At 64.1% G+C, this 22,183-nt stretch carries 19 protein-coding genes and 1 pseudogene; 9 read left to right on the forward strand and 11 right to left on the reverse strand.

What is annotated here, in order from left to right; translation table 11 throughout:
* The first annotated feature begins 8 nt into the window (after positions 1–8).
* Positions 9–722 carry a S1 family peptidase gene (locus ACSVIK_RS09580; RefSeq protein ID WP_442444114.1) on the forward strand — a complete coding sequence of 238 codons (714 nt, stop codon included), beginning with the start codon at positions 9–11 and terminating at the stop codon, positions 720–722.
* 298 nt (positions 723–1,020) lie between these two features.
* Here ACSVIK_RS09580 and ACSVIK_RS09585 read toward each other — a convergent pair whose 3' ends face one another.
* The 5 genes from ACSVIK_RS09585 to ACSVIK_RS09605 all read right to left on the reverse strand — a co-directional run bounded on the left by ACSVIK_RS09585 (position 1,021) and on the right by ACSVIK_RS09605 (position 6,138).
* Positions 1,021–2,628 (reverse strand): malate:quinone oxidoreductase, encoded by a 1,608-nt coding sequence (locus tag ACSVIK_RS09585; protein ID WP_442444115.1) that lies wholly within the window; start codon positions 2,626–2,628, stop codon positions 1,021–1,023.
* A 294-nt stretch (positions 2,629–2,922) separates the two neighbouring features.
* The gene (locus ACSVIK_RS09590) at positions 2,923–3,606 is read right to left on the reverse strand and encodes an LrgB family protein (RefSeq protein WP_442444116.1); all 684 of its coding nucleotides are present in this window, start codon (positions 3,604–3,606) and stop codon (positions 2,923–2,925) included.
* Positions 3,606–3,959, reverse strand: coding sequence for a CidA/LrgA family protein (locus tag ACSVIK_RS09595; protein WP_442444117.1), 354 nt, complete (start codon positions 3,957–3,959; stop codon positions 3,606–3,608). The genes ACSVIK_RS09590 and ACSVIK_RS09595 overlap by 1 nt, the downstream gene beginning before the upstream one ends.
* Entirely contained in the window at positions 3,956–4,474 is a 519-nt protein-coding gene (locus tag ACSVIK_RS09600; RefSeq protein WP_442444118.1) for a DUF934 domain-containing protein, read from the reverse strand. The genes ACSVIK_RS09595 and ACSVIK_RS09600 overlap by 4 nt, the downstream gene beginning before the upstream one ends.
* On the reverse strand, positions 4,471–6,138 hold the full coding sequence (locus ACSVIK_RS09605; protein ID WP_442444119.1) for a nitrite/sulfite reductase: 1,668 nt from the start codon (positions 6,136–6,138) through the stop codon (positions 4,471–4,473). Before ACSVIK_RS09605 ends, ACSVIK_RS09600 begins: the two co-directional genes overlap by 4 nt.
* Positions 6,139–6,480: 342 nt before the next feature.
* Between ACSVIK_RS09605 and ccoG the strand changes: the two genes are divergently transcribed.
* The 3 genes from ccoG to ubiM all read left to right on the forward strand — a co-directional run bounded on the left by ccoG (position 6,481) and on the right by ubiM (position 11,052).
* Positions 6,481–7,893, forward strand: a complete 1,413-nt coding sequence (gene ccoG, locus ACSVIK_RS09610; protein WP_442444120.1) for a cytochrome c oxidase accessory protein CcoG — start codon at positions 6,481–6,483, stop codon at positions 7,891–7,893.
* Positions 7,894–8,057: 164 nt separating this feature from the next.
* A complete protein-coding gene (mapR, locus tag ACSVIK_RS09615) occupies positions 8,058–9,470 on the forward strand; it encodes a GntR family transcriptional regulator MpaR (protein WP_442444121.1) in 1,413 nt (470 codons plus the stop codon).
* Between the two features lie 409 nt (positions 9,471–9,879).
* Positions 9,880–11,052 carry a 5-demethoxyubiquinol-8 5-hydroxylase UbiM gene (gene ubiM / locus ACSVIK_RS09620; RefSeq protein ID WP_442444122.1) on the forward strand — a complete coding sequence of 391 codons (1,173 nt, stop codon included), beginning with the start codon at positions 9,880–9,882 and terminating at the stop codon, positions 11,050–11,052.
* Positions 11,053–11,056: 4 nt separating this feature from the next.
* Here ubiM and ACSVIK_RS09625 read toward each other — a convergent pair whose 3' ends face one another.
* A complete protein-coding gene (locus ACSVIK_RS09625) occupies positions 11,057–11,725 on the reverse strand; it encodes a TIGR04211 family SH3 domain-containing protein (protein WP_442444123.1) in 669 nt (222 codons plus the stop codon).
* A 212-nt stretch (positions 11,726–11,937) separates the two neighbouring features.
* Entirely contained in the window at positions 11,938–13,293 is a 1,356-nt protein-coding gene (locus tag ACSVIK_RS09630; RefSeq protein ID WP_442444124.1) for a putative bifunctional diguanylate cyclase/phosphodiesterase, read from the reverse strand.
* A gap of 284 nt (positions 13,294–13,577) precedes the next feature.
* Between ACSVIK_RS09630 and ACSVIK_RS09635 the strand changes: the two genes are divergently transcribed.
* The 4 genes from ACSVIK_RS09635 (at position 13,578) to ACSVIK_RS09650 (ending at position 17,248) form a co-directional block, all read left to right on the forward strand.
* Positions 13,578–15,356: an acyl-CoA dehydrogenase C-terminal domain-containing protein gene (locus tag ACSVIK_RS09635; protein ID WP_442444125.1), complete on the forward strand. Its 1,779-nt coding sequence runs from the start codon at positions 13,578–13,580 to the stop codon at positions 15,354–15,356.
* A 112-nt stretch (positions 15,357–15,468) separates the two neighbouring features.
* Positions 15,469–16,011 carry a chalcone isomerase family protein gene (locus ACSVIK_RS09640; protein ID WP_442444126.1) on the forward strand — a complete coding sequence of 181 codons (543 nt, stop codon included), beginning with the start codon at positions 15,469–15,471 and terminating at the stop codon, positions 16,009–16,011.
* Between the two features lie 8 nt (positions 16,012–16,019).
* Positions 16,020–16,553 carry a DUF3833 domain-containing protein gene (locus ACSVIK_RS09645; RefSeq protein WP_442444127.1) on the forward strand — a complete coding sequence of 178 codons (534 nt, stop codon included), beginning with the start codon at positions 16,020–16,022 and terminating at the stop codon, positions 16,551–16,553.
* Entirely contained in the window at positions 16,550–17,248 is a 699-nt protein-coding gene (locus ACSVIK_RS09650) for an SDR family NAD(P)-dependent oxidoreductase (RefSeq protein WP_442444128.1), read from the forward strand. The genes ACSVIK_RS09645 and ACSVIK_RS09650 overlap by 4 nt, the downstream gene beginning before the upstream one ends.
* A gap of 6 nt (positions 17,249–17,254) precedes the next feature.
* Here the strand turns inward: ACSVIK_RS09650 and ACSVIK_RS09655 are convergent, their stop codons facing one another.
* Positions 17,255–17,656, reverse strand: a complete 402-nt coding sequence (locus tag ACSVIK_RS09655; RefSeq protein ID WP_442444129.1) for a hypothetical protein — start codon at positions 17,654–17,656, stop codon at positions 17,255–17,257.
* 1,150 nt (positions 17,657–18,806) lie between these two features.
* On the opposite strand from ACSVIK_RS09655, the gene ACSVIK_RS09660 reads away from it, so the two are divergent.
* Positions 18,807–19,484, forward strand: coding sequence for a DUF4197 domain-containing protein (locus tag ACSVIK_RS09660; RefSeq protein WP_442444130.1), 678 nt, complete (start codon positions 18,807–18,809; stop codon positions 19,482–19,484).
* A gap of 61 nt (positions 19,485–19,545) precedes the next feature.
* On the opposite strand, the gene ACSVIK_RS09665 is transcribed toward ACSVIK_RS09660, so the two are convergent.
* From ACSVIK_RS09665 to ACSVIK_RS09675, 3 genes and pseudogenes are all read right to left on the reverse strand, one after another.
* A complete protein-coding gene (locus ACSVIK_RS09665) occupies positions 19,546–20,331 on the reverse strand; it encodes an EAL domain-containing protein (RefSeq protein WP_442444131.1) in 786 nt (261 codons plus the stop codon).
* Between the two features lie 47 nt (positions 20,332–20,378).
* On the reverse strand, positions 20,379–21,242 hold the full coding sequence (locus ACSVIK_RS09670; RefSeq protein WP_442444147.1) for a methyl-accepting chemotaxis protein: 864 nt from the start codon (positions 21,240–21,242) through the stop codon (positions 20,379–20,381).
* Positions 21,234–22,112: pseudogene (locus tag ACSVIK_RS09675) on the reverse strand (CHASE3 domain-containing protein); the annotation flags it as partial. The pseudogene ACSVIK_RS09675 and the gene ACSVIK_RS09670, both read right to left, overlap by 9 nt.
* Positions 22,113–22,183 lie beyond the last annotated feature (71 nt).

A 22,183-nucleotide genomic window follows, 5' to 3' on the forward strand; every position in this document is an offset into this window, starting at 1 on the left:
CATTGCCCATGATCGACTCCCTGATGCTCAGCGCGACACGCATCACCACCCTGGCAGCCGAACAGGTGCTGACCAATGCCAGCGGCTTCCTCTTCCAGCGCGACAAGCGACTGTTTCTGGTGACCAGCCGTCACGTCGTGTTCGACGAGCCCAGCGGGCATCAGCCGGACAGCCTGCGCATCGAGTTGCACACCGATGCGGACAACCTGGCAAGCACCGCGGACATGACCATCGCCCTCTACGAGGGCGAGGAACGCCAGTGGCGTCAAGGCATCGATGGTGCCGGTGAGATCGACGTGGCGGTAATCGAGCTGGATCGTATGGCGCTACCGCCAGGCAGCGTCTACCAGGCCTTCACCGAACAGCATCTGCTACAAGCCGACGAGCACGTGGAAATCGGCTCGACGCTGCTGGTGGTGGGCTTCCCCCTGGGCTTTCAGGACGACCTGCACCGCATGCCGGTGGCGCGCCACGCCGGGCTGGCGTCCTCCTTCGGCTTGCGCTTTCAGGGGCTGGGTTACTTCCTCACCGATGGCCGCACCCATCGCGGCATCAGCGGCGCCCCAGTGGTCAAGCGCGCCAGCGTCGATGGCGAACTGCCCTGGCACCTGCTCGGTATCCACTCCACCCGCCTGCTGGGCAACCGTGACGAAGATCAGGACGAAGCCCTGGGCCTGAACTGCACCTGGTATGCCGATATTCTGATGACCCTGACGGAATAATCCGAAGCGGAGCGCCGGCCAATCGTAGGGCGGGCGTAGGTTGGGCGTAAGGCGGGCGTAGGGCGGCCTCAGGAGCGCCAGCGAACAGCCCGCCGGGCCATGCCCAGTTCGGCACCACGACTCACGCCCAATACACCCATCAACGGCGTACTCCTACTACTTCCAAGCAACCGGCGTCCCGGAACGCCCTACTCGCCTTCCCGGATTTCATCCGGGCTACGAAATACGGATGGCCGCCCAAGAAAAAAACCCGCCCTGCGCATCACGCGGGGCGGGTTTCTTTACAGCGCCGTAAATCTTACAGCGTCACGGCCGCCGGATTGGGCTCGGCGGCCACCTCCATGTCCGGCGCCACTTCGACGTGCAGCAGGCCAAGGCGTTCGCTGCTCCACTGACGAATGCGGTTGGTCAGCGCCAGGTCATCGTTGAGCTTCTGCCCGTAGGACGGAATGATCTCCTTCAAGCGCGCCTGCCACTCGGGGGTGGCCACCTTGTCGGCGAAGGCCTTCTCGATCAGGTGCAGCATGATCGGTGCGGCGGTCGAGGCGCCCGGCGAAGCGCCCAGCAGTGCGCTGAGGCTGCCGTCAGCCGAGGTCACCACCTCGGTGCCGAACTGCAGCACGCCCCCCTTGACCGGGTCTTTCTTGATGATCTGCACGCGCTGGCCGGCGTTGATCAGCTCCCAGTCCTCGTCACGCGCCTGCGGGAAGTATTCGCGCAAGGATGCCATGCGCTCTTCCTGGCTGAGCATCAATTGGCCCATCAGGTAGGTGCTCAGCGACCAGTTGTCCATGCCGGCGTTGACCATCGGCAGGAAGTTGTCGGTGGTCATGGCGCTGAACATGTCGAGCAGCGAGCCGTTCTTGAGGAACTTGGTGGAGAAGGTGGCGAACGGGCCGAACAGCAGCACGGTCTCGCCATCGATCACGCGGGTGTCCAGGTGCGGCACGGACATGGGCGGCGAGCCCACCGAAGCCTTGCCGTAAACCTTGGCCTTGTGCTGGGCGACCACGTCCTGGTTGCGGGTCATGAGGAACTGGCCACCGACCGGGAAGCCAGCGTAGCCCTCGGCTTCTTCGATGCCGGACTTCTGCAGCAGCTTGAGCGCGCCACCACCGGCGCCGATGAAGACGAAGCGCGCGTTGACGCTCTGCTCGGCGCCGCCCTTGGCCAGGTCGGCCACGGTCACACGCCAGGTGCCGTCGTCGTTGCGCTGCAGGTCACGCACCTCATGCTCCAGGTGCAGGCTGGCCTTGTCCTTGCCGATCAGCGAGTCGACCAACTGGCGGGTGATCTCGCCGAAGTTGACGTCGGTGCCGATGGCCATGCGGGTGGCTGCGATCTTCTGCTGCGGATCACGGCCGTCCATGATCAGCGGCACCCACTGGGCGATCTGCGCGGGATCCTCGCTGAACTCCATGCCACGGAACAGGTTGCTGTGCTGCATCGCGGCGTGGCGCTTGCGCAGGTATTCGACGTTGTCGTCGCCCCAGACGAAGCTCATGTGCGGCGCGTTGTTGATGAAAGTCCTGGGCTTGCTCAGCACGTCGCGCTCGACCTGGGTGGCCCAGAACTGCTTGGAAATCTCGAACGACTCGTTGATGGCGATGGCCTTGCTGATGTCGATGCCACCGTCGGCGGTTTCCGGCGTGTAGTTCAGCTCGCAGAATGCCGAGTGGCCGGTGCCGGCGTTGTTCCAGGCGTTGGAGCTCTCGCCGGCGACGCGGTCGAGACGCTCGTAGATGTCGATGCTCCAGTCGGGCTGCAGCTCGTTGAGGTAAGTGCCGAGGGTGGCGCTCATGACGCCAGCACCAATCAATACGACGTCGACGGTTTTCTCGGGCTCCTGGGGTTTGGAGCAACCGATCACGCTGAGGCAGAGCAGCGTCAGCAGGGTTTTCTTCATGGGACAGTCCAGTGTTGTCGCATGGCGATAAGCCATGCAGGCAAGGTTTCGAGTAGCAGCCGTATGGGCCGCTCATGGGCGATAGCCGCAGGTCTGCGGCGCGGCGGGAGGAAGGGTGCTTCAGGCCTCTTGATGGGCGTACTCCAGCGCGCCGCGGGCTAGAGCAAGTTGCGTGCCGCTGAAAGGTTTCAGCTGTAATTGCGCGGCTTTCTGTCGCATAGCCCGCGCATGCTCTGGCGAGAACTCGCCAGAGCATGCTCAGACAGCCTATTCAGATGGCGGGATTCCGCCCGCTCAAGCCAGCAGCAGTGGCAGGAGCACCGCCGTGATGATCCCCAGCAGGCTCATGCCCAGTGCGGCGAAGGCGCCGCATTCCTCACCTTCCTGCAGGGCGTGGGCGGTGCCTATGGCATGAGCGTTGATGCCGTAGCTCAGGCCACGCGCCGCCGGATGCTCGACACCGGCCCAGCGCAGCAACAGCGGCCCCATGGCCGTGCCAATCACCCCGGTGAGCATTACCATCACCGCCGCCAGCGAGGCCACGCCACCGATCTGCTCGGCCACCGGCATGGCGATCGGCATGGTCACGAACTTGGGCGCCAGGCTCATCACCACGCTCCAGTCGGCGCCCAGTGCCCAACCAATGGCCAGGGTCAACGCCACCGACAGTGCGCCGCCGGCACAGAGGGTGATCAGCACCGGCCAGAATAGCTGGCGAATGCGCGCGATATTGTGCTGCAGCGGCACGGCCAGAACGATGGTCGCCGGCCCCAGCAGCCAGGCGATGGGCTCGGCGCCGGCGCGGTAGGTGGCGTAGTCGACACCACAGGCCAGCAGCGTGCTGACGATCAGCACCACGGACACCAGCACCGGTTGCAACAGCAGCCAGCCGCTGCGCCGATAGAGCCAAGCGGCAATGAGAAAAGCCGCCAGGGTCAGGGCGATGGCGAACAGCGGATGCTGAGTCAGCACGCTCATCACTTGCGCTCCTGACGGCGGATCAGGGTTTGCAGCAACCAGCCGCAGAACGGCACGGTGATCAACAGCGACAGCACCAGCGCGGTGGCGATCACTGGCAGTTCGGCGAGCAGCACGTCGCCGCTGGTCATGATCCCCGAGGCCGGCACCGCCAGCAGCAGCGGCAAAAATGGCAGCAAACCACCGGCGGCCTGCTGCAGAGGCTCGGGCACGGCGCCGCGCCACATCAGCCACACCGACAGCAGCAACAGACCAATGATCGCCGCTGGCAGCATGGGCAACAGCCAGTGATTGAGCACGACACCGGCGAGCTGCAGCAGTACCAGCCAGAACAGGCCGCGCAGCAGCGTCATAGCGACTCCTCCTTGAGCCGTCCGCGCCGGAACAGGGGGCGCGGCTCGATGGCCGAGCGACCGTAGAGCACGCTCAGGCCGGCCAGCCCCTTGAGGGCGTCCTCAACCGACTTGTCGGCGCGTATGGCAAAGGCATCGAAGCCGCACTGGCGCATATGCGCTAACTGGTCACGCAGCACGTCACCCAACGCGCGCAACTCGCCGCGCCAGCCCAGGCGGGTGCGCAGCAGGTAAGCCTGGCTGTAGCCACGGCCATCGCGGAAGCTGGGAAAGTCGATGGCGATCAGCGGCAGGCTGGCGAGAAACGGCTGCAGCGCTTCGGGCTCGTCATCCACCTGCAGCAGCAGGCCGTCGGCGCTCAGCGCCCTGCCCTCCAGCACCTCGGCCGATTGCCGTTCGCGCCAGGCCGCCAGCGGCAGGATCAGCGGCGCGCCGCTCTCTTCGCCCTGCAGTTGCCAGGGGTCGTCGCTGACGATACGAGCCTGGCCGTCGATCAGGCGAATCAGGTTGTTCATGCCACCTCCTCGCGGCTGTACACGCGCTCCTTGAACGGCTCCAGGCCAATGCGCTGGAAGGTGTCGAGAAAGCCCTCGCCCACCTCGCGATAGTCCACGTAAGTGCCGACGATGCGCTCGATCACTTCGGGCACCTGCTCGGCGGCGAACGACGGGCCGATCACCTTGCCCAGCGCCGCCTGTTGGCCCTGGCTGCCGCCGAGGGTGAGTTGGTACCACTCGCTGCCATTCTTGTCGACGCCGAGGATGCCGATGTTGCCGATATGGTGATGACCACAGGCGTTCATGCAGCCGGAGATGTTCAGGCTCAGCTCGCCGAGATCGTGCAGGTAGTCGAGGTCGTCGAAACGCTGCTGGATGGCCTGGGCAATGGGGATCGACTTGGCATTGGCCAGCGCGCAGAAGTCGCCACCGGGGCAGGCGATGATATCGGTGAGCAGGCCGGCGTTGGCCGTGCCCAGGCCAGCGGCCTGGGCCTCGACCCACAGCGCATGCAGATCGGCCTTGCGCACATCGGGCAGCACCAGGTTCTGCTCGTGGGCCACGCGGATCTCGCCGAAACCGTAGCGCTCGCTCCACTCGGCCACTGCCTGCATCTGCTCGGCGGTGACATCACCGGGCGGCGCGCTGATGCCGGGCTTGGTCGATAGCACCACGCTGACGTAACCCGGCACCTGATGCGCCATGACATTGCGCGCGACCCAACGGGCGAAACCGGCGTCGCGCGCCAGGTGGGTGCCGAAATCCAGATCGGTCTGCGCCAGCGACGCATAGGCAGGCCGACGGAAGGACACGGCGACACGCTGATACTCGTCCTCGGTCAACTGCGCCGGGCCGTCCTTGATCATCTGCCATTCGCGCTCAACTTCGGCGGCAAAGGCCTCGATGCCCAGCGCCTTGACCAGGATCTTGATGCGCGCCTTGTATTTGTTGTCGCGCCGGCCATGGCGGTTGTACACGCGCAGGATGGCCTCGACGTAGGACAGCAGATCGCGCCAGGACAGGCCCTCACGCAGTGGCTGGGCGATGATCGGCGTACGCCCCAGACCGCCACCGACCAAGACACGCAGCAGCAACTCACCGGCAGCGTCGCGATAGACCTGCAGGCCGATATCGTGCACCTGCACCGCTGCGCGATCCTGCTCGGCGGCGCACAGGGCGATCTTGAACTTGCGCGGCAGAAAGAGGAATTCCGGGTTGACCGTCGACCACTGGCGCAGAATCTCGGCCAGTGGACGCGGGTCGAGGTACTCGTCGGCGGCGACGCCGGCGAAGGCTTCGGTGGTGATATTGCGCACGCAGTTGCCCGAGGTCTGGATGGCATGCATGTCGTGATCGGCCAGCCAGTCGAGGATGTCCGGTACGCGCTCCAGCTCGATCCAGTTGAACTGGATGTTCTGCCGCGTGGTGAAGTGCCCGTAACCGCGGTCGTACTCACGAGCGATATGCGCCAGCGCGCGCATCTGCTTGGCCGACAGGGTGCCGTAGGGAATCGCCACACGCAGCATATAGGCATGCTTCTGCAGGTACAGGCCGTTCTGCAGGCGCAGCGGCAGAAACTCCTCCTCGCTCAGCTCGTCAGCGAGTCGCCGCTGTACCTGGTCGCGGAACTGGGCGACGCGCTCGCGCACCAGCGCGCGGTCATAATCGTCGTATTGGTACATGCCGGCAGGCCTCCTGATCACGGGGCGTCGACTATGCCTGCCAGGCGTGCACCGAAAACAGCGCCAGAAAAGCCTTAAAAAAGCGGATCAGATGGGTGCGGCAATGACCGGTGCAGGTCACTGATTGGCGTGGCGCGATGTCGCAGGGCGGCCTCTGTATCGCCAGCCAGCAAAGCCGCAGACGTCAGAAATGCCGCGGCCTGGCGATCTGCCAGGCACTTTTCCCTGCGTTCGCCGCCAGCATCTGATCCGCTTTTTTATCGAAAACCTGAGTCTGTTTCGCGATCAGTTGCCCTCGGATCATGGCGCCAGCCTGAATAAACGCCTGATGAGGGCAAATAAATGACCGATCTGATCCCCGTGCGCAGCGTCGAGACCATCGACCCGAGCAAACCCATCCGCCTGACACCGGCCCAGGCCGGCGGCCCGATCCATACGCGCAGCTTCACCGGACGCTTTCGCAACCTGCGTCTGCTAGGTGCCGGCCTGCTGTTCCTGCTGTTTTTCGGTACTGCCTGGATCGACTGGAACGGCCGCCAGGCGGTGCTCTGGGACCTGGACAACCGCCAGTTCCACATCTTTGGCGCCACCTTCTGGCCACAGGATTTCATCCTGCTCTCGGCCATCCTGATCATCGCCGCCTTCGGCCTGTTCTTTATCACCGTGCTGGCTGGCCGCGTCTGGTGCGGCTATGCCTGCCCGCAGAGCGTATGGACCTGGGTATTCATGCGTGTCGAGCAGATCACCGAGGGCGACCGTGGCCAGCGCATCAAGCTCGATGCCGCGCCCTGGTCACTGAACAAGCTGGCCCGGCGCGGCGCCAAGCACGGCCTGTGGCTGACGGTGAGCCTGGTCACCGCACTGGCCTTCGTCGGCTACTTCACCCCGGTGCGCCAACTGACGCTCGACCTGGCGACCCTCGAAGTTGGTGCCACCACGGCGTTCTGGGTGCTGTTCTTCACCGCCGCCACCTATATCAACGCCGGCTGGCTGCGCGAGAAGGTGTGCCGCGACATGTGCCCCTACTCGCGCTTTCAGAGTGTGATGTTCGACAGCGATACGCTGGTCATCTCCTACGACGCCGCCCGTGGCGAGAACCGTGGCCCAAGGCGCAAGGATGCCGACTACAAGGCCGAGGGCCTGGGCGATTGCATCGACTGCACGATGTGCGTGCAGGTCTGCCCCACCGGCATCGATATCCGCGACGGCCTGCAACTGGAATGCATCGGCTGCGGCGCCTGCGTCGACGCTTGCGACAGCATCATGGACAAGCTCGGCTATGCCCGCGGCCTGGTGCGCTACAGCTCCGAGAACGAGCTGGCCGGCGGCAAGACCCACTGGCTGCGCCCGCGTCTGGTCGGCTACGCGGCGATGCTGGCGGTGATGATCGGCGCCTTCGTCTGGGCCCTGGCCGAGCGCCCGCTGATTTCCCTGGACGTGACCCGCGACCGTGGTCTGTTCCGCGAGAACGCTCTGGGCCAGATCGAGAACATCTACAGCCTGAAGATCATCAACAAGACCCAGCAGCCACGCAGCTATGCCATCGCCCTGGTCGAGCCCGGCGACTTCGAGCTGCACGGCCCCAGCACGCTGAACCTGGCCCCTGGGGAGATTCGCGACTTGCCGGTCAATGTCGCCCTGACCTCGCCAGACAACGGCGCCAGCACACGCACTGTGGAGTTCGAGGTAAGCGACCAGGCCAACCCGGACAGCCGCGTCAGTACCCAAAGCACCTTTCTCGCACCGCTGCGTTGAAACCTGTAGCCCGGATGCAATCCGGGGGCTCTGTGCCCGTTCCCCGGATTGCATCGGGCTACATCCGCCATACCCCGCTGAATGATTCACGAGGCACTGCCATGTCTGCCGCTCACCCCGTAAAGTGTCCGCCCATACCCTTTGCGGCGGTGAACCAGGACAGGATGAAACGCTACGAAAAATTCGCCGACGAGATCGCCGAGCTGATCCGCACCGGAGTGCTCGGCCCCGGCGAAAAGGTGCCCTCGGTGCGCCATGCCAGCCGCACCTACGGGGTCAGCCCGTCCACCGTGTTCCAGGCTTATTACCTGCTGGAGGATCGCGGCCTGATCCAGGCGCGGGCGCGTTCCGGCTACTTCGTCCGTGAGCACGCCAAACGCCCGCTGCACGAGCCTGAGCTGACCGCCCACACCGCGCAGACCACCGATGTCGGTGTCAGCGAACTGGTGTTTTCCGTGCTCGCCTCGCTCAAGGATCCACACACCGTACCCTTCGGCTCGGCCTTCCCCAGCCCCGATCTGTTCCCCCTACCGCGCCTGGCCAAGAGCATGGCGCACGCCCTGCGCATGCTTTCGCCGCACGAGATCATCGCCGACATGACCGCCGGCAACGCCGACCTGCGTCGGCAGATCGCCCTGCGCTACATGGTCAGCGGCGTGATGCTGCCGATGGAGGAGCTGGTGATCAGCAACGGCGCCATGGAGGCGCTCAACCTCTGCCTGCAGTGCGTGACCCAGCCGGGCGACCTGGTGGCCATCGAGTCACCCACCTTCTACGCCTGCCTGCAGGTGCTGGAACGCCTGCAGCTCAAGGCCGTGGAAATCCCCGTGCACCCGCGCGAGGGCATCGACCTCAATGCCCTGTCGCAGAGCCTGGAGCAACTGCCGATCAAGGCCTGCTGGTTCATGAGCAGCCTGCAGAACCCGCTGGGCGCGAGCATGAGTGAGACCAAGAAGCAGGCGCTGTACGAGCTGCTGGTGGAGCATCAGGTGCCGCTGATCGAGGACGACGTGTACGCCGAGCTGTACTTCGGCAGCCACCCGCCCAAACCAGTGAAAAGCTTCGACCGCGACGGCCTGGTGATGCATTGCAGCTCCTTCTCCAAGAGCCTGGCGCCGGGCTATCGCATCGGCTGGGTGGCGGGCGGGCGCTACGCCGAGCAGATTGCCCGACTCAAGCTGATGACCACCATCTCGCCCTCGGTGCCGGCCCAGGCGGCGCTGGCCGACTACCTGCAGCACGGCGGCTATGATCGCCACCTGCGCAAGCTGCGTCATGCCCTGGAAATGCAGCAGAGCGCCATGCTCGCCTCGGCGGCCCGGCACTTCCCCGCCAGCACACGGGTGACGCGGCCGGCCGGTGGCTACTTCCTCTGGTTCGAGTTCCCCGAGCGCCTGGACTCGCTGCAACTGCTGCGCCTGGCGCTGGCCCAGGGCATCAGCCTGGCACCAGGGCCGATCTTCTCCGCCAGCCAGGGCTTTCGCCACTGCGCGCGGCTGAACTACGGCCACCCCTGGAACCCCCGCAGCGAACAGGCCATGGAAGTGCTCGGGCGCCTGGTTGCAGGGCTGTTGTAGCCCGGATGAAATCCGGGGCCGGAAGGTGGATTTTCCCGGATGGCATCCGGGCCAAGCCGTTGGTGCGCACGGCGCACCCTACACCCGCCCACGGCCATGCCCAACCCGTAGGGTGCGCCGTGCGCACCGGAAACAAGGCCCATGATCCCGAACCATATCCCCCGCACGTCTCCAGCCTAGTTGTAGCCCGGATGCAATCCGGGGTAGGAGGGTAAATTTCCCGGATGGCATTCGGGCCAAACCGCTGGTGCGCACAGCGCACCCTACACCCGCCCGCTCCATGCCTAACCCGTAGGGTGCGCCGTGCGCACCGGAAACAAGGCCCGCACTGCCGACATGATCCCGGACAATATCCGCGCCTCTTCTGCGGCCTAGACTCGGCCCTTTCCGAGTTCGCAAGGAGAGCAGCATGTCCCCCGATATCGTCATCGTCGGCGCCGGCCCGGCTGGCCTGTGTCTGGCGCGCGCCCTGTCCGGTCACGGCCTATCCATCCTCGTGCTGGAGCGCCAGGCCGAACAGGCACTGGCGGAACCTGCCTTCGATGGCCGTGAGATCGCCCTCACCCATGGTTCGCAGGCCCTGCTCGAACGCCTCGGCCTATGGGCGCGCCTGCCCGCAGAAGAGGTCGCCGTGCTGCGCGATGCCCAGGTATTCAACGGCCCCTCGCTGTTCGCCCTGAAGATTCGCGCCGAGCAAGCCGGCGCCGAACGCCTCGGCCATCTGGTGGCCAACCAGGCCATTCGCCGCGCTGCCTATCAGGCCGTGAGCGAGTGCGCCGATGTGCAATTGCGCTGTGAAACCAGCCTGCGCGCCATCGAGCAAGACCAACGTGGGGTAAGGCTGACCCTGCAGGACGGCCAGGTGTTGCAACCACGCCTGCTGGTCGCCGCCGACAGCCGCTTCTCGGAGACTCGCCGTCAGCTCGGCATCGGCGCGCAGCTCAAGGATTTCGGCAAGACCATGCTGGTGTGCCGCATGCAGCATGAAGAGGATCACCAGCAGGTGGCCTGGGAATGGTTCGGCTACGGCCAGACCCTCGCCCTGCTGCCACTCAACGGCCGGCAGTCGTCCACCGTGCTGACCTTGCCGCCGCGCGAGATCGAGCACTTGCAGAAACTGGATGAAGCCAGCTTCGCCCGTGAGATGGAGCAACGCTTCGACCGCCGCCTGGGCGCCATGCAACTGGTCAGCAGCCGTCACGCCTACCCGCTGGTGGGCGCCTACGCACGGCGCATGGTCGGCAACCGCTGCGCCCTGCTCGGCGATGCCGCCGTGGGCATGCACCCGGTCACCGCGCATGGTTTCAACTTCGGCCTGATCGGCGTGCAGCTATTGAGCGACGCCCTGCTGGCGGCTCACGCCAAGGGCCAGGACATCGGCGCAGTCGCCCCGCTGGCCCGCTACGAGCGGCAACTGCGTCTGGCTACCTGGCCGCTGTACCAGGCCACCAACCTGCTGGTGGAGCTGTACACCAACGACCATCTGCCCGCCCGCCTGCTACGCGGCGCCGGCCTGCGCGTGGCGCAGGGCCTGCTGCCACTGAAGAAAGGCATCGCCCGTCATCTGACCGCCCAGGCCTGAGCGCTCACACCCACTGGTCGTTACGCTTGCGCCGCACGCGCAGCATGGTCGGCAGAATCAGCCCGAGCAGCAGGCCGGCACCGGCGATGCTGCCGCCATAGACCATGTAACGCATCAGTACCTGCTGCTGCTCATCGCCGAGTTGTGCCTGGGCATCACGCAGTTGCGAACGGGTGCTGGTCAGCTCGGCGTCCAGCGCGCTGCGTGCGGCCTGCAACTCGTCGATCAGTTGCTTGCGTGAGTCCAGGGTTTCCTGCATGCCCTGCACGCGGGCTTTCCAGGCATCGTCGATGCCCTTGAGCTCGGCGGTCAGGTCGGCGACCTTCTGTTCCAGTTGCGGCAGGCGCTCGGCCTGCCCCGGCACCGATTGCAGGTCGCGGCTGGGAATCCACACCGTATTGCCACTCTCGCTGCGCACCTGGCTGTAATCGCCCTGGGTACGCAGCAGCTCCACCTTCTCACCGGAGGTCAGGGTACCGACGATGCGGTAGCCGTCGGTGGGCCCACTGCGCACGTAGGTGTTGAGGCTGTCGCTGACCCAGCGCTGATTGCTGGCGGCTTCTTCGGCCTGGGCCGGGCTGACCGTGCCGAGCAGACCGCCGAGCAGGCAGGCCGCCAATGCGCGGGAGGGAAGCGGAGAGAATCGAACGGGAAAAGGGCGGGATGGGAACATGAGCAATCTTCGACTGAGTGGTACGAAGCCCGGCTGACGGGCACGGCAATGGTCGACACGCCCCAGCAACCGGAAGTTGCACACAGGATCACCGCTGAAAGCCACACGATAGCGGCCAATAGCCATCAATTCCTGCCCAGGCAAGTCGACAGCAGACAGACATTGCTGCCGCCCCCGGAGTTCATTCGAGCGGCGAATGCGGGATGGGCGGTTCAGGTGTCGAGGCGACGGACGAAGGGGACGAAATCCGCCAGCGGCATCGGTCGACCGAACAGATAGCCCTGGAACTGGCTGCAGCCATTGTCCATCAGGAAAGCGTGCTGGGCCCCGGTTTCCACCCCCTCGGCGATCACCATCATGCCCATGCTCTGCCCCAGCGCGATGACGCTGCGCACTATGCTTGCGCTGCTGGCGTCGCTGAGCACGTCGCAAATGAACGAGCGGTCGATCTTCAGCTTGCCCAATGGCAGACGCTTGAGGTGGCTGAGGGAAGAGAAGCCCGTGCCGAAGTCGTCCAGGGCAAAGCGCACGCCATGCTCGACCAATACCGCCATCTTGCGCCCGAGGTCTTCCATGTCCTGCACGATCAGGGTTTCGGTCAGCTCCAGCTCCAGACGCTGCGCGTCGATACCATGACGTTCGATCAGCGCCAGTATCTCGCTATCGAACCCAGGCCGGTGAAACTGCTTCTGGCTGATGTTCACCGCCAGGCTGAGCTCACGCAGTGCAGGGTCGCCAGACCATTGGCGCAGGCAGGCACAGGCCTGCTCCAGCACCCACTGCCCCATGGGGATGATCAGCCCGGTCTTCTCGGCGTGATCGATGAACTCGCCCGGCCCGAGCAGCCCACGCTGCGGGTGTTGCCAGCGAATCAACGCCTCGGCGCCGATCACTCGGCCGGCATGATTCACTTGCGGCTGGTAGTGCAGCACGAACTGGTTCTCACGCAGCGCCACTTGCAGGTCACGCTCCAGCCCGGAACGCTCGGCAGCATCGCTCTGCAGGATGTGCAACAGCAGAAAGAGCAGCAGCGTGGCCATTCCCGCCTGCACCCAGGAGCCGACCATGCGCAGATCGTCAGGCAGGACATAAAGATCGCTGGGGCGCCAGGTGGATGCCGCCAGGCCGACGAACAGCAGCAGGCCTGTCAGGCAGACGCCGTAGCGCAGCCAGAGCGGCTCGTCACGAAACGCCATCAGTGCCCCCACCGCCACCGGCAGCAGGTACAGATGAGTGGCGCGGGGTGCCGCCAGGGTCGGCGGGTCGAGCAGCAGGGTCGAACCGACGATGAGCAGCAGCAAGGCGCCGAACAGCACCAGGTTGGCGCTACGCGGCCGGTGGTTCAGGGTGAGGATGAACACGGCGGTGCCACTGAGGACGATCGCCAGATCCATCAGCACGATGGGCCAGTAACCGTGAATGGCGAAGAACAGCCCCCAGCCCAGCCCCACCAGCGGCATCACCAGGCTGGCCAGCAGGCGCATGCGTCGCTCCCGGCGCTGGCCGATCAGGGCGAGATCGGAGGCCTCCCAGAGCTGAGCCACACGCTTGAAGAATGTCTGGAGCATGCCGGTGATATCCAAGGTGCCATCACCTCATTCTCGAAGGTCGCTGGCCGAATGCAAGTCGCGGTGACTTCTCCTGCTGCCAATGCGCCGTGCTCGGCAAGCAAACCGGCAGCAGGTATCCGGCGCCGTTTTCGGGCTGGCAAAAAGCTGAACCACCTGGAGAAGAATCGGACTGACTCATCGGTCACCCTCGATTCCCAAGCAAAAGGGCTTGCAATACGACCCAAATAACTCTACAAAAACTGTACATGCACATAATCTTGTACAGCTTAGGGTAAACAGCCATGCCGTCTTACCACGCTCCGCTCCGTGACATGCGTTTCGTCTTCGAGGAACTGCTCGACGCTTACAACGTGCTGCAAGCACTGCCCGAGCAACGTGAGTTCAGCGCCGACCTGGGCGGCGCGATTCTCGAAGAGGCAGCCAAACTGGCCGAGAACGTGCTGGCACCGCTCAATGGCCCTGGTGACAAGCAGGGTTGCCAGTACGACCCGGACACCCACTCCGTGCGCACCCCGGAGGGCTTCAAGGCGGCCTACAAGCAATTCGCCGAAGGGGGCTGGACGGCACTGGCCTGCCCGCCGCAGTTCGGTGGCCAGGGGCTGCCCCATGTGCTGAACATGCTGGTGGAGGAGATGACCTGCTCGGCCAACCTGGCGCTGGGCATGTATCCCGGCCTGACCCATGGCGCCATCAATGCCCTGACCAGCCATGGCACGCCCGAGTTGCAGGAGAAGCACCTGCCGCGCCTGATCAGCGGCGAGTGGACCGGCACCATGTGCCTCACCGAGCCACAGTGCGGCACCGACCTCAGCCTGATCCGCACCCGCGCCGCGCCGCAAGCCGACGGCAGCTACGCGCTGAGCGGCACCAAGATCTGGATCACCAACGGCGAGCACGATCTGGTGGACAACATCGTCCACCTGGTGCTGGCCAAGTTGCCGGATGCGCCGGACAGCGTGAAGGGCATCTCGCTGTTCCTGGTGCCCAAGTTCCTCGACGACGGCAGCCGCAACCAGGCCTTTTGTGGCGGCCTGGAGCACAAGATGGGCATCAAGGGCTCGGCCACCTGCGTGATGAACTTCGAGGGCGCCCAGGGCTGGTTGATCGGCGAACCGAACAAGGGCCTGAGTTGCATGTTCACCATGATGAACTCGGCGCGCCTGATGGTTGGCATGCAGGGCCTCGGCGTGGCCGAAAGTGCCTACCAGATTGCCCTGGGCTTCGCCCGCGAGCGCCTGCAGAGTCGTTCCATCGCCGGGCCGAAAGCGCCCGACAAACCTGCCGACCCGATCCTGGTGCACCCGGACGTCAGGCGCATGCTGCTGCGGCAGAAGGTGATGATCGAAGGCTGCCGCGCCCTCGCCTATTTCGCTGGCCTGCAACAGGACATCGCCCACGGTGCCGAGGATGCCGAAGCACGAAGCCGTGCCGATGACCTGGTGCAACTGCTCACCCCGGTGGTCAAGGCCTTCCTCACCGACGAGGGCTTCGCCTGTGCCAACGAAGGCCTGCAGGTGCTCGGCGGCTCCGGCTTCACCGAAGACTGGGGTATCGAGCAACTGGTGCGTGACTGCCGGATCACCCGTATCTACGAAGGCACCAACGGCATCCAGGCCCTCGACCTGGTGGGCCGCAAGCTGGCCCTGGGCGGTGGCCGCGCGGTGCGCGCCTTCTTCGCCCTGGTCGACGACTGGCTCAAGCGCAACGCCGAGGCGCCGCATGCTGCTGAGGTGACCCAGGCGGTCAAGCAACTCCAGCAAGCCACCCTGTGGCTGGCCAGCGAAGGCAGCAAGGATCCCGAGCAGGCCGCTGCGGCCGCCACGCCCTACCTGCGCCTGTTCGGCCTCACCAGCCTGGCCTGGCTGTGGGCGCGTATGGCCCAGGTGGCGCGCCGGCAACTCGATGCCGACAGTTCCGAGACCCACTTCTACAACGCCAAGATCAAGTCCGCCGACTTCTTCATGGCACGCATCCTCCCGGAGGCCGGCACCCTGCTGGCCGAGATCAAGGCCGGCAAGGAAACCCTGATGGCCTTCTCCGACGAGGAGTTCGCCGCCTGAGAACAAGCTGCGCAATCCGGCAACCCACCACTCCCCTTTTGGTTGTCGGATTTTTTTATTCCAGGGTCGTGACCACAACGGGTCACGGCCACCACCCGCGGAGGGATGGCTCATGACGACGCTGCTAGCGCGTCTGTGTTCGGCCTCGGTGCTCGCTCTGGCACTGGCCTGTGCGGCGCAGGCCAATACCCAGAACGGCTGGCGCGAACAACTGCCACAGGCCGAACTGGTCGGCAGTGGTGACTTCACCTGGTTCGGCTTCTCGGTCTACAACGCCAAGCTGTGGAGCCCATCGCGGCCGGTGAAGTTCGACCAGCCCTTCGCGCTGGAACTGACCTACCGCCGCAACATCAGCCGCGAGACCCTGGTGGAAACCAGCCTCGACGAGATTCGTCGCATCGATGCCAAGGCCCTGCAGGGCGGGCGCGAAGCCCAGTGGGCAGAAGAGATGCGCCAGGCCTTCGTCGATGTTCGCGATGGCACGCGCATCACGGGTGTGTATCTACCGGGCAAAGGTTGCCAGTTTTACGTCGACGGCAAGCTGCAACACGTCATCGACGATCCGGTCTTCGCCCGTGCCTTCTTTTCCATCTGGCTCGATCCGCAGACCCGCAGCCCGAAACTGCGTGCGGCGCTGCTCGGCCGCAACCCTTGAGGTAGCTCATGAAAGCGCTTGTGATTGTGCTGACCAGCCTGTTGCTGATCAGTTGTGGCCAGGTTCCGGTGGAACGCTACGCCAACGAGAAACCCGTACTGGATCTGCCCAGCTTCTTCTCCGGGCCGGTACAGGCCTGGGGCATGTTCCAAGATCGCTCCGGGGAGGTGATCAAACGCTTCCATGTCGACATCAACAGCCGCCGCGATGGCGACAAGCTGATCCTCGACGAGCGCTTCCTGTATAGCGACGGCACCCGCCAGCGCCGGGTCTGGACGCTGACCCCGGATGAAAGCGGGCGCTGGATCGGCACCGCCGGCGATGTGGTCGGCGAGGCCATCGGCGAAGTGGCCGGCAATGCCCTGCACTGGCGCTACTACCTCAACCTGCCGGTGGATGACAGCACCTATGTCGTCCATTTCGATGACTGGATGTACCTGATGGACGACGACACCATGATCAACCGTTCGGTAATGAGCAAGTTCGGCGTCGAGCTCGGCCAGGTCACCCTGTTCTTCCGCCGTGGCGCCGCCCAGCCATGACCCTGAGCAGCCTGGGCAATGGTTACAAGGCGCTGGTGATCGGCGCCAGCGGCACCCTTGGCCAGGCCTTCTGCCAGTTGCTGCGTGGCGATGGCAATTGCGCCAGCGTGCGTGAGCTGAGCCGTGGCAGCGTACCAGCACTCGATCTGGAAGACCCGGCCAGCATCGCCGATGCGGCTGCAGCACTGGCCGATGACGGCCCCTATCAACTCATTCTGCACACGGCCGGGCTGCTGCATCGCCCGGGCATCGCCCCGGAGAAGAGCCTCAATGCCATCGAAGCCGATGCCTTGCAGGCGGTGTTCCAAGTCAATGCCCTGGGCCCGGCGCTGGTGCTGCGCCACTTCCTGCCGCTGCTCGACAAACAGGGCGCCATGGCTCTGCTTTCGGCCAAGGTCGGCAGCATCGGCGACAACCGCCTGGGTGGCTGGTACGCCTACCGCGCCTCCAAGGCCGCCCTGAACATGCTGATCAAGACCGCCGCCATCGAATTGGCGCGCAGCAAGCCCAAGGCGCGTCTGCTCAGCCTGCATCCCGGCACGGTGATCTCACCGCTGTCGCAACCCTTCCGTGGCGCCGCTGCCGCGCGCCCCGCCGAACTGGCCGCAGCCGAGATGCTGCAGGTGATCGACAGCCTGGGGCCCGAGCACAGCGGCAGCTTCCACGCCTACGATGGGCAGCCCCTGCCCTGGTAATAGCCGCTACAGGCCACCGAACAGGTCGAAGGAATCCAGCAGACGCCAGGCGATTTCCGGCTTTTTCTCCATGGCCCGGCGGATCGCCGCCGGAATGCTCTGCCGGGTCTTGCGGCATAGCCCCGGATGCGCCTCGAAGCGCATGTGAATGCCGCGCATGCTGCGCACCTCGCCATGGCTCGGCTCGATATGCAGACGAATGCCCAGTTGCTCGAACATGCGCTGCTGCATGCGCTGCAGGTCTTCCAGGCTTTGCAGGTTTTCCAGGCGCTCGAGCAGGCGCTGCTCCTCATTGCGGGTCAGCAGCAACACACGCGTGTCGGCGCCCGGCACGTCCAGCAGCTCATCGCGCTGGCAGTCACAGGCGCCTGGTGGGCAGGGATTACGCAATGGTAATGGGGAATTCATGGTTCTGATCATAGCCATCGCCGCGCGCGCTGCCCATCCACGGCTATCGGCTGGCTGAGGGCATGAGGTGAGAATGAGTATTTTCGGGGGATCGCTTGTTTGATACCGGACTGGCAAATTTGTGTTTTTTGGTGTTCTGGACGCCGCTACGGTGTGTTCGGAAACTCCTTGTTTCGCCCCCTCGGGCGACTCACTTTTCTTTGAAATGCGCAAAGAAAAGTAAGCAAAAGAAACGCACCCCCGCCATCCGGGTCTCGCTGCGCTCGACTCCCCTCACTCCGGCACCGCTCCGGGGTCGGCGTACATGGGCCATCCCTGGCCCATTACGCCTCTCGTGGCATCCATGCCACTCGCCCCCTGCGCAATGCCTACGTTCGGCCTCCTGAAGGGGGCATTTGCGCGCCTGAACGTACATTTTTTCCGGAGATATACCCGGCGTGTTCTGGTAGTTGTGAAGTAGCGATGTGGCTATCGAGTTAAACCAATACTTTCATTCGCGTAGTTTCATTCGCCTGGAGAGCTTGCCGGCTTTCAGCCGGCATCCCGGTCAGCCCTACGGCTGACCTCATGTTCAAGCACTCCGCACTACTTCTGGGTTACCTAACGTTCAGGCGCGTGCAGAGCCCGCCCAGGAGGGTGAGCGGAATCGTCGTGGAAGAGGTTGAGCGGCATGGATGCCGCGAAAGCCACGATGGGCCAGGGATGGCCCACCGCGGCGGGCCTCTGGAGCGGCGATGGAGCGAACGAACCCTGGCGCAGCCAGGGCCGGATGAAAGGGCGGAGGTTTTGGTTACTTTTGCCCCAAAAGTGACTCGCCCGGGAGGGCGAAACCAAAAACATCAGCAAAAACGCGGCAATTCGGAACAGACACAAGAACAACTAACACCGTATTGCCAGTCCGGTGTCAATACTGATTTTCCCGAGATTCCGCGAACATCAGCAAAAACGCGGCAATCCGGAACAAGAACCCGAACAAGCAACAAGCAACAAGCAACAAGCAACAAGCACTCACCCAAACTTGCCAGCCCAGTATCAACCCCAACTTCCCCGCCCTTTCACAAAGAACCCTGCAAGCCTGCAGCACCAACGCAGCCAGTTTCCCAACAGCCTGTTAAGCTCGAAACATTCCCCCGACGCAAGGAACACCAACATGCTGCGCCTCACCACCTTAGCCGCCGGCCTGCTGCTCTCGGCCAACGTCTTCGCCCTGTCCCTCGCCGACCTCAGCCAGCAGGACGCCAGTGGCGGCCTCAAGGATGCGCTGATCCAGGGCGCCCAGGTGGCGGTCAAGCAACTGGGTACGCCCGGTGGTTTCAGCAACAACCCGGAGGTGCGCATCGAGCTGCCCGGCAAGCTCGGCAAGGCCGCCAAGACCATGAAGATGATGGGCATGGGCGCCCAGGTAGAACAGCTCGAAGCGAGCATGAACAAGGCCGCCGAAGCCGCCGTGCCACAGGCTCAGGCATTGCTGGTCGATGCCGTGAAGAAGATGACCGTGGCCGATGCCAAGGCGATTCTCGCCGGCCCGCAGGATTCCGCCACCCAGTACCTGAACAAGAGCAGCCGCGAACAGATTCGCGCCAAGTTCCTGCCCATCGTCAAGCAGGCCACCGACAAGGTCGGCCTGGCCCAGCAGTACAACGCCTTCGCCGGCCAGGCGGCCAGCTTCGGCGTGGTCGATGCGAAGAACGCCACGGCCGAAGGCTACGTCACCGAGCAGGCGCTCAATGGTCTGTTCGAGATGATCGCCAAGCAGGAAGCCAGCATTCGCCAGAACCCGGCCGCTGCCGCCACCAGCCTGGCGAAGAAGGTGTTCGGCGCGCTCTGAAACCTCGGCTCGACATACACACTAAAACGCCCTGATCATCAGGGCGTTTTTCGTTACTGCCTCAAGGCAGGCAAAGCCTGTCGATCTGCGGCCTGGCGAAGAAGTACCCCTGCATGTAGCGAATGCCCAGATCGAGCAGGGCATCGCGCTCACCGGCGGTTTCGATGCCCTCGGCAACGATGCGAATGCCCAGGCGCTGCGCCACCAGCAGGATACCGGCGACGATGGCCTGGCGCACCGCGTCCTTGTCGATGCCGCGGGTCAGGGCCATATCCAGCTTGAGAATGTCGGGCTGGAATTCGGCCAGCAGGTTGAGCCCCGAATAGCCGGCACCGAAATCGTCGATGGCCGTGGCGAAACCTTGCTTGTTGTACTCGGCGAAAATCCGCTTGAGGTGGTCGGCATCGTGTATCTGCTCGCCCTCGGTCACCTCGAACATCAGCCGCTCCTGGGGAAAACCGAAGCGCGTGGCGGCTTCCAGGGTCGCGCGGATGCAAGTTTCGGGGCGATATACCGCATTGGGCAGAAAGTTGATGCTGAGCAGGCAGTCGGGAATGTCGAGCAAACCGAGCTGGGTGGCCTGCTCGATGGCCTTGACCCGGCAAGCCTGGTCGAAGCGGTAGCGATTGCTCTCGTTGACCCTTGCCAGCACCTCGCGCGCGCCTTCACCCCGGGTGCCGCGCACCAGCGCCTCGTATGCGAAGGGGCGCTGCTCCTGCACATCGAGTATGAGCTGGAAGGCCATGGTGAAGTCGAAGCCCAGCGCCTTGGCGTTACGACATTCGGCACAGCCCAGGGCGCGAAAGGGTCGGGGGAAGGTGGTGCGGTTTTCTGTCTGGATCTGCATGCCCCACTCCTCGTGCAAACATGAACAACGCACCGCCATCAGACTAGTCAAAAGCGAAACAGCGCAACAGTTTTTTCCAGAGAAACGGCCAACTGCTGCAGTTCATGCGCCGTGCGTGAGGTATCGCTGACCGCTTCGCTGTTTTCCACCGACATCTGCGCGATGCGCTCGACATTGCGTGCCACGTCCTGGCTGGCGACGGTCTGCTCGCGCAAAGCCAGGGAAATCTGATCGACCACCCCGACGACACGTTCGGAGGCCGTGCGGATGCTGACGATGGCGTCGCCCGCCTGACCGGCCTGCACCAAACCGCCATTGACCTGTTCCACGCCCACTTCCATGTTGCTCACGGCATTGCGCGTGCCGCTCTGGATCTTCTTGATCATCTCGGTGATCTCCTGGGTGGAGTTCGCCGTGCGCTGCGCCAGCAGGCGCACCTCGTCGGCCACCACGGCAAAACCGCGACCCTGCTCGCCGGCCCGCGCCGCTTCGATGGCCGCGTTGAGCGCCAGCAGGTTGGTCTGGTCGGCAATATCCTTGATCACGTTGACGATGGAGGAAATCTGATCCGAATGCTGACCCAGCTCGGCAATCTGCGCCGCCGCCCCCTGCACGGTATCGGCGATACGCTGCATGCTGCCCAGCGTCTCCTGGATCACCGCCCCGCCTTCGGCCGACTGGTGCCCCGACTCACTGGACAGTGAGTGGGCCTCGTTGGCGTTGTCGGCCACGTGGTTGATGCTCACGGTCAGTTCCTCGACCGTCGCCGCCATGCTCGACGCGGCCTGCGACTGCTCCTGCGCGGAAACCGACAGCTGACTCGAGGCGCTGGAAATGCTCTGCGCCGAAGCCACCAGTTGCCCGGCCCCGGCGCGAATCTGTCCGATCATCTCGCGCAGGCGCTCCTGCATGGTGGCAAAGGCATCGAGCAGCACGCCGATCTCGTCGTGACCAGCGCGCTCGATGCTGGAGTCGAGCCGACCTTCGGCGATCCTGCGCGCAACCTCGACCGCCTGCTGCAGACGCCTGGAGATGCTGCGCGACATCACGAAAGCCACGCTCATGGCCAGCAGCGTGGCAATCAGCCCACCCACCAGCAGGATGGTCAGCGACAGGGACTTGGCAGCGTTCATGGAGGCGGTGCGCTGCTCCAGCAAGGCACGCTCTTCGCTCTGCATCTCACCGATGATCTGGCGCATGGCATCCATCTTGATTTTGGCGGCGCCGGCCGCCAACCACTCGATCAGAGAGTCGAAAGTCTGCTTACCAGCCAACACCTGGCGGCGCAAATCGAGGCTGGTCTTGATGTCGTCGTTCATCCACTGATCGTGCAGCACTTGCAGCTCACCGAGACGACGCATCTGAGCCGGGTTATCACTGGTGAGCTGACGCAACTGGGCGAGATAAGCCTGGAAGTTCTTTTCACCGACATCCAGCGGGCCGAGAAACGGGTCACGCCCGGTGATGATGAAGCCACGCGCGCCAGTTTCGATATTGATCAAGCTGGCCAGCAAATCGTCCGATTCATTGATCACAGCATAGGTATGGATATTGAGCCTGACCGTGCGATCGACCTGGTCGAAACCACGCCAGGTGGACAGCACCAAGATCAGGATAACCAGTAATACAACACCAAAACCCGCATATAGCTTCTGGGAAATGCTAAGACTGGCAAACATGAGAACCTCGGTCTTGAGGAAATTGGAGGGCACTCGGATACATCGAGCCAAGAGCCAGGGCTCGACATCACAAGGCATTGGAGCAGGATGGAGCCGCACCATTGATAGCACATTGCTACCATGCACAAAGAAGATAATCCTAAGATTACAAATTCACGTCCAAGCCAGACGGC

Source organism: Pseudomonas sp. NCHU5216, from assembly GCF_052156495.1.
Lineage (GTDB): Bacteria > Pseudomonadota > Gammaproteobacteria > Pseudomonadales > Pseudomonadaceae > Aquipseudomonas.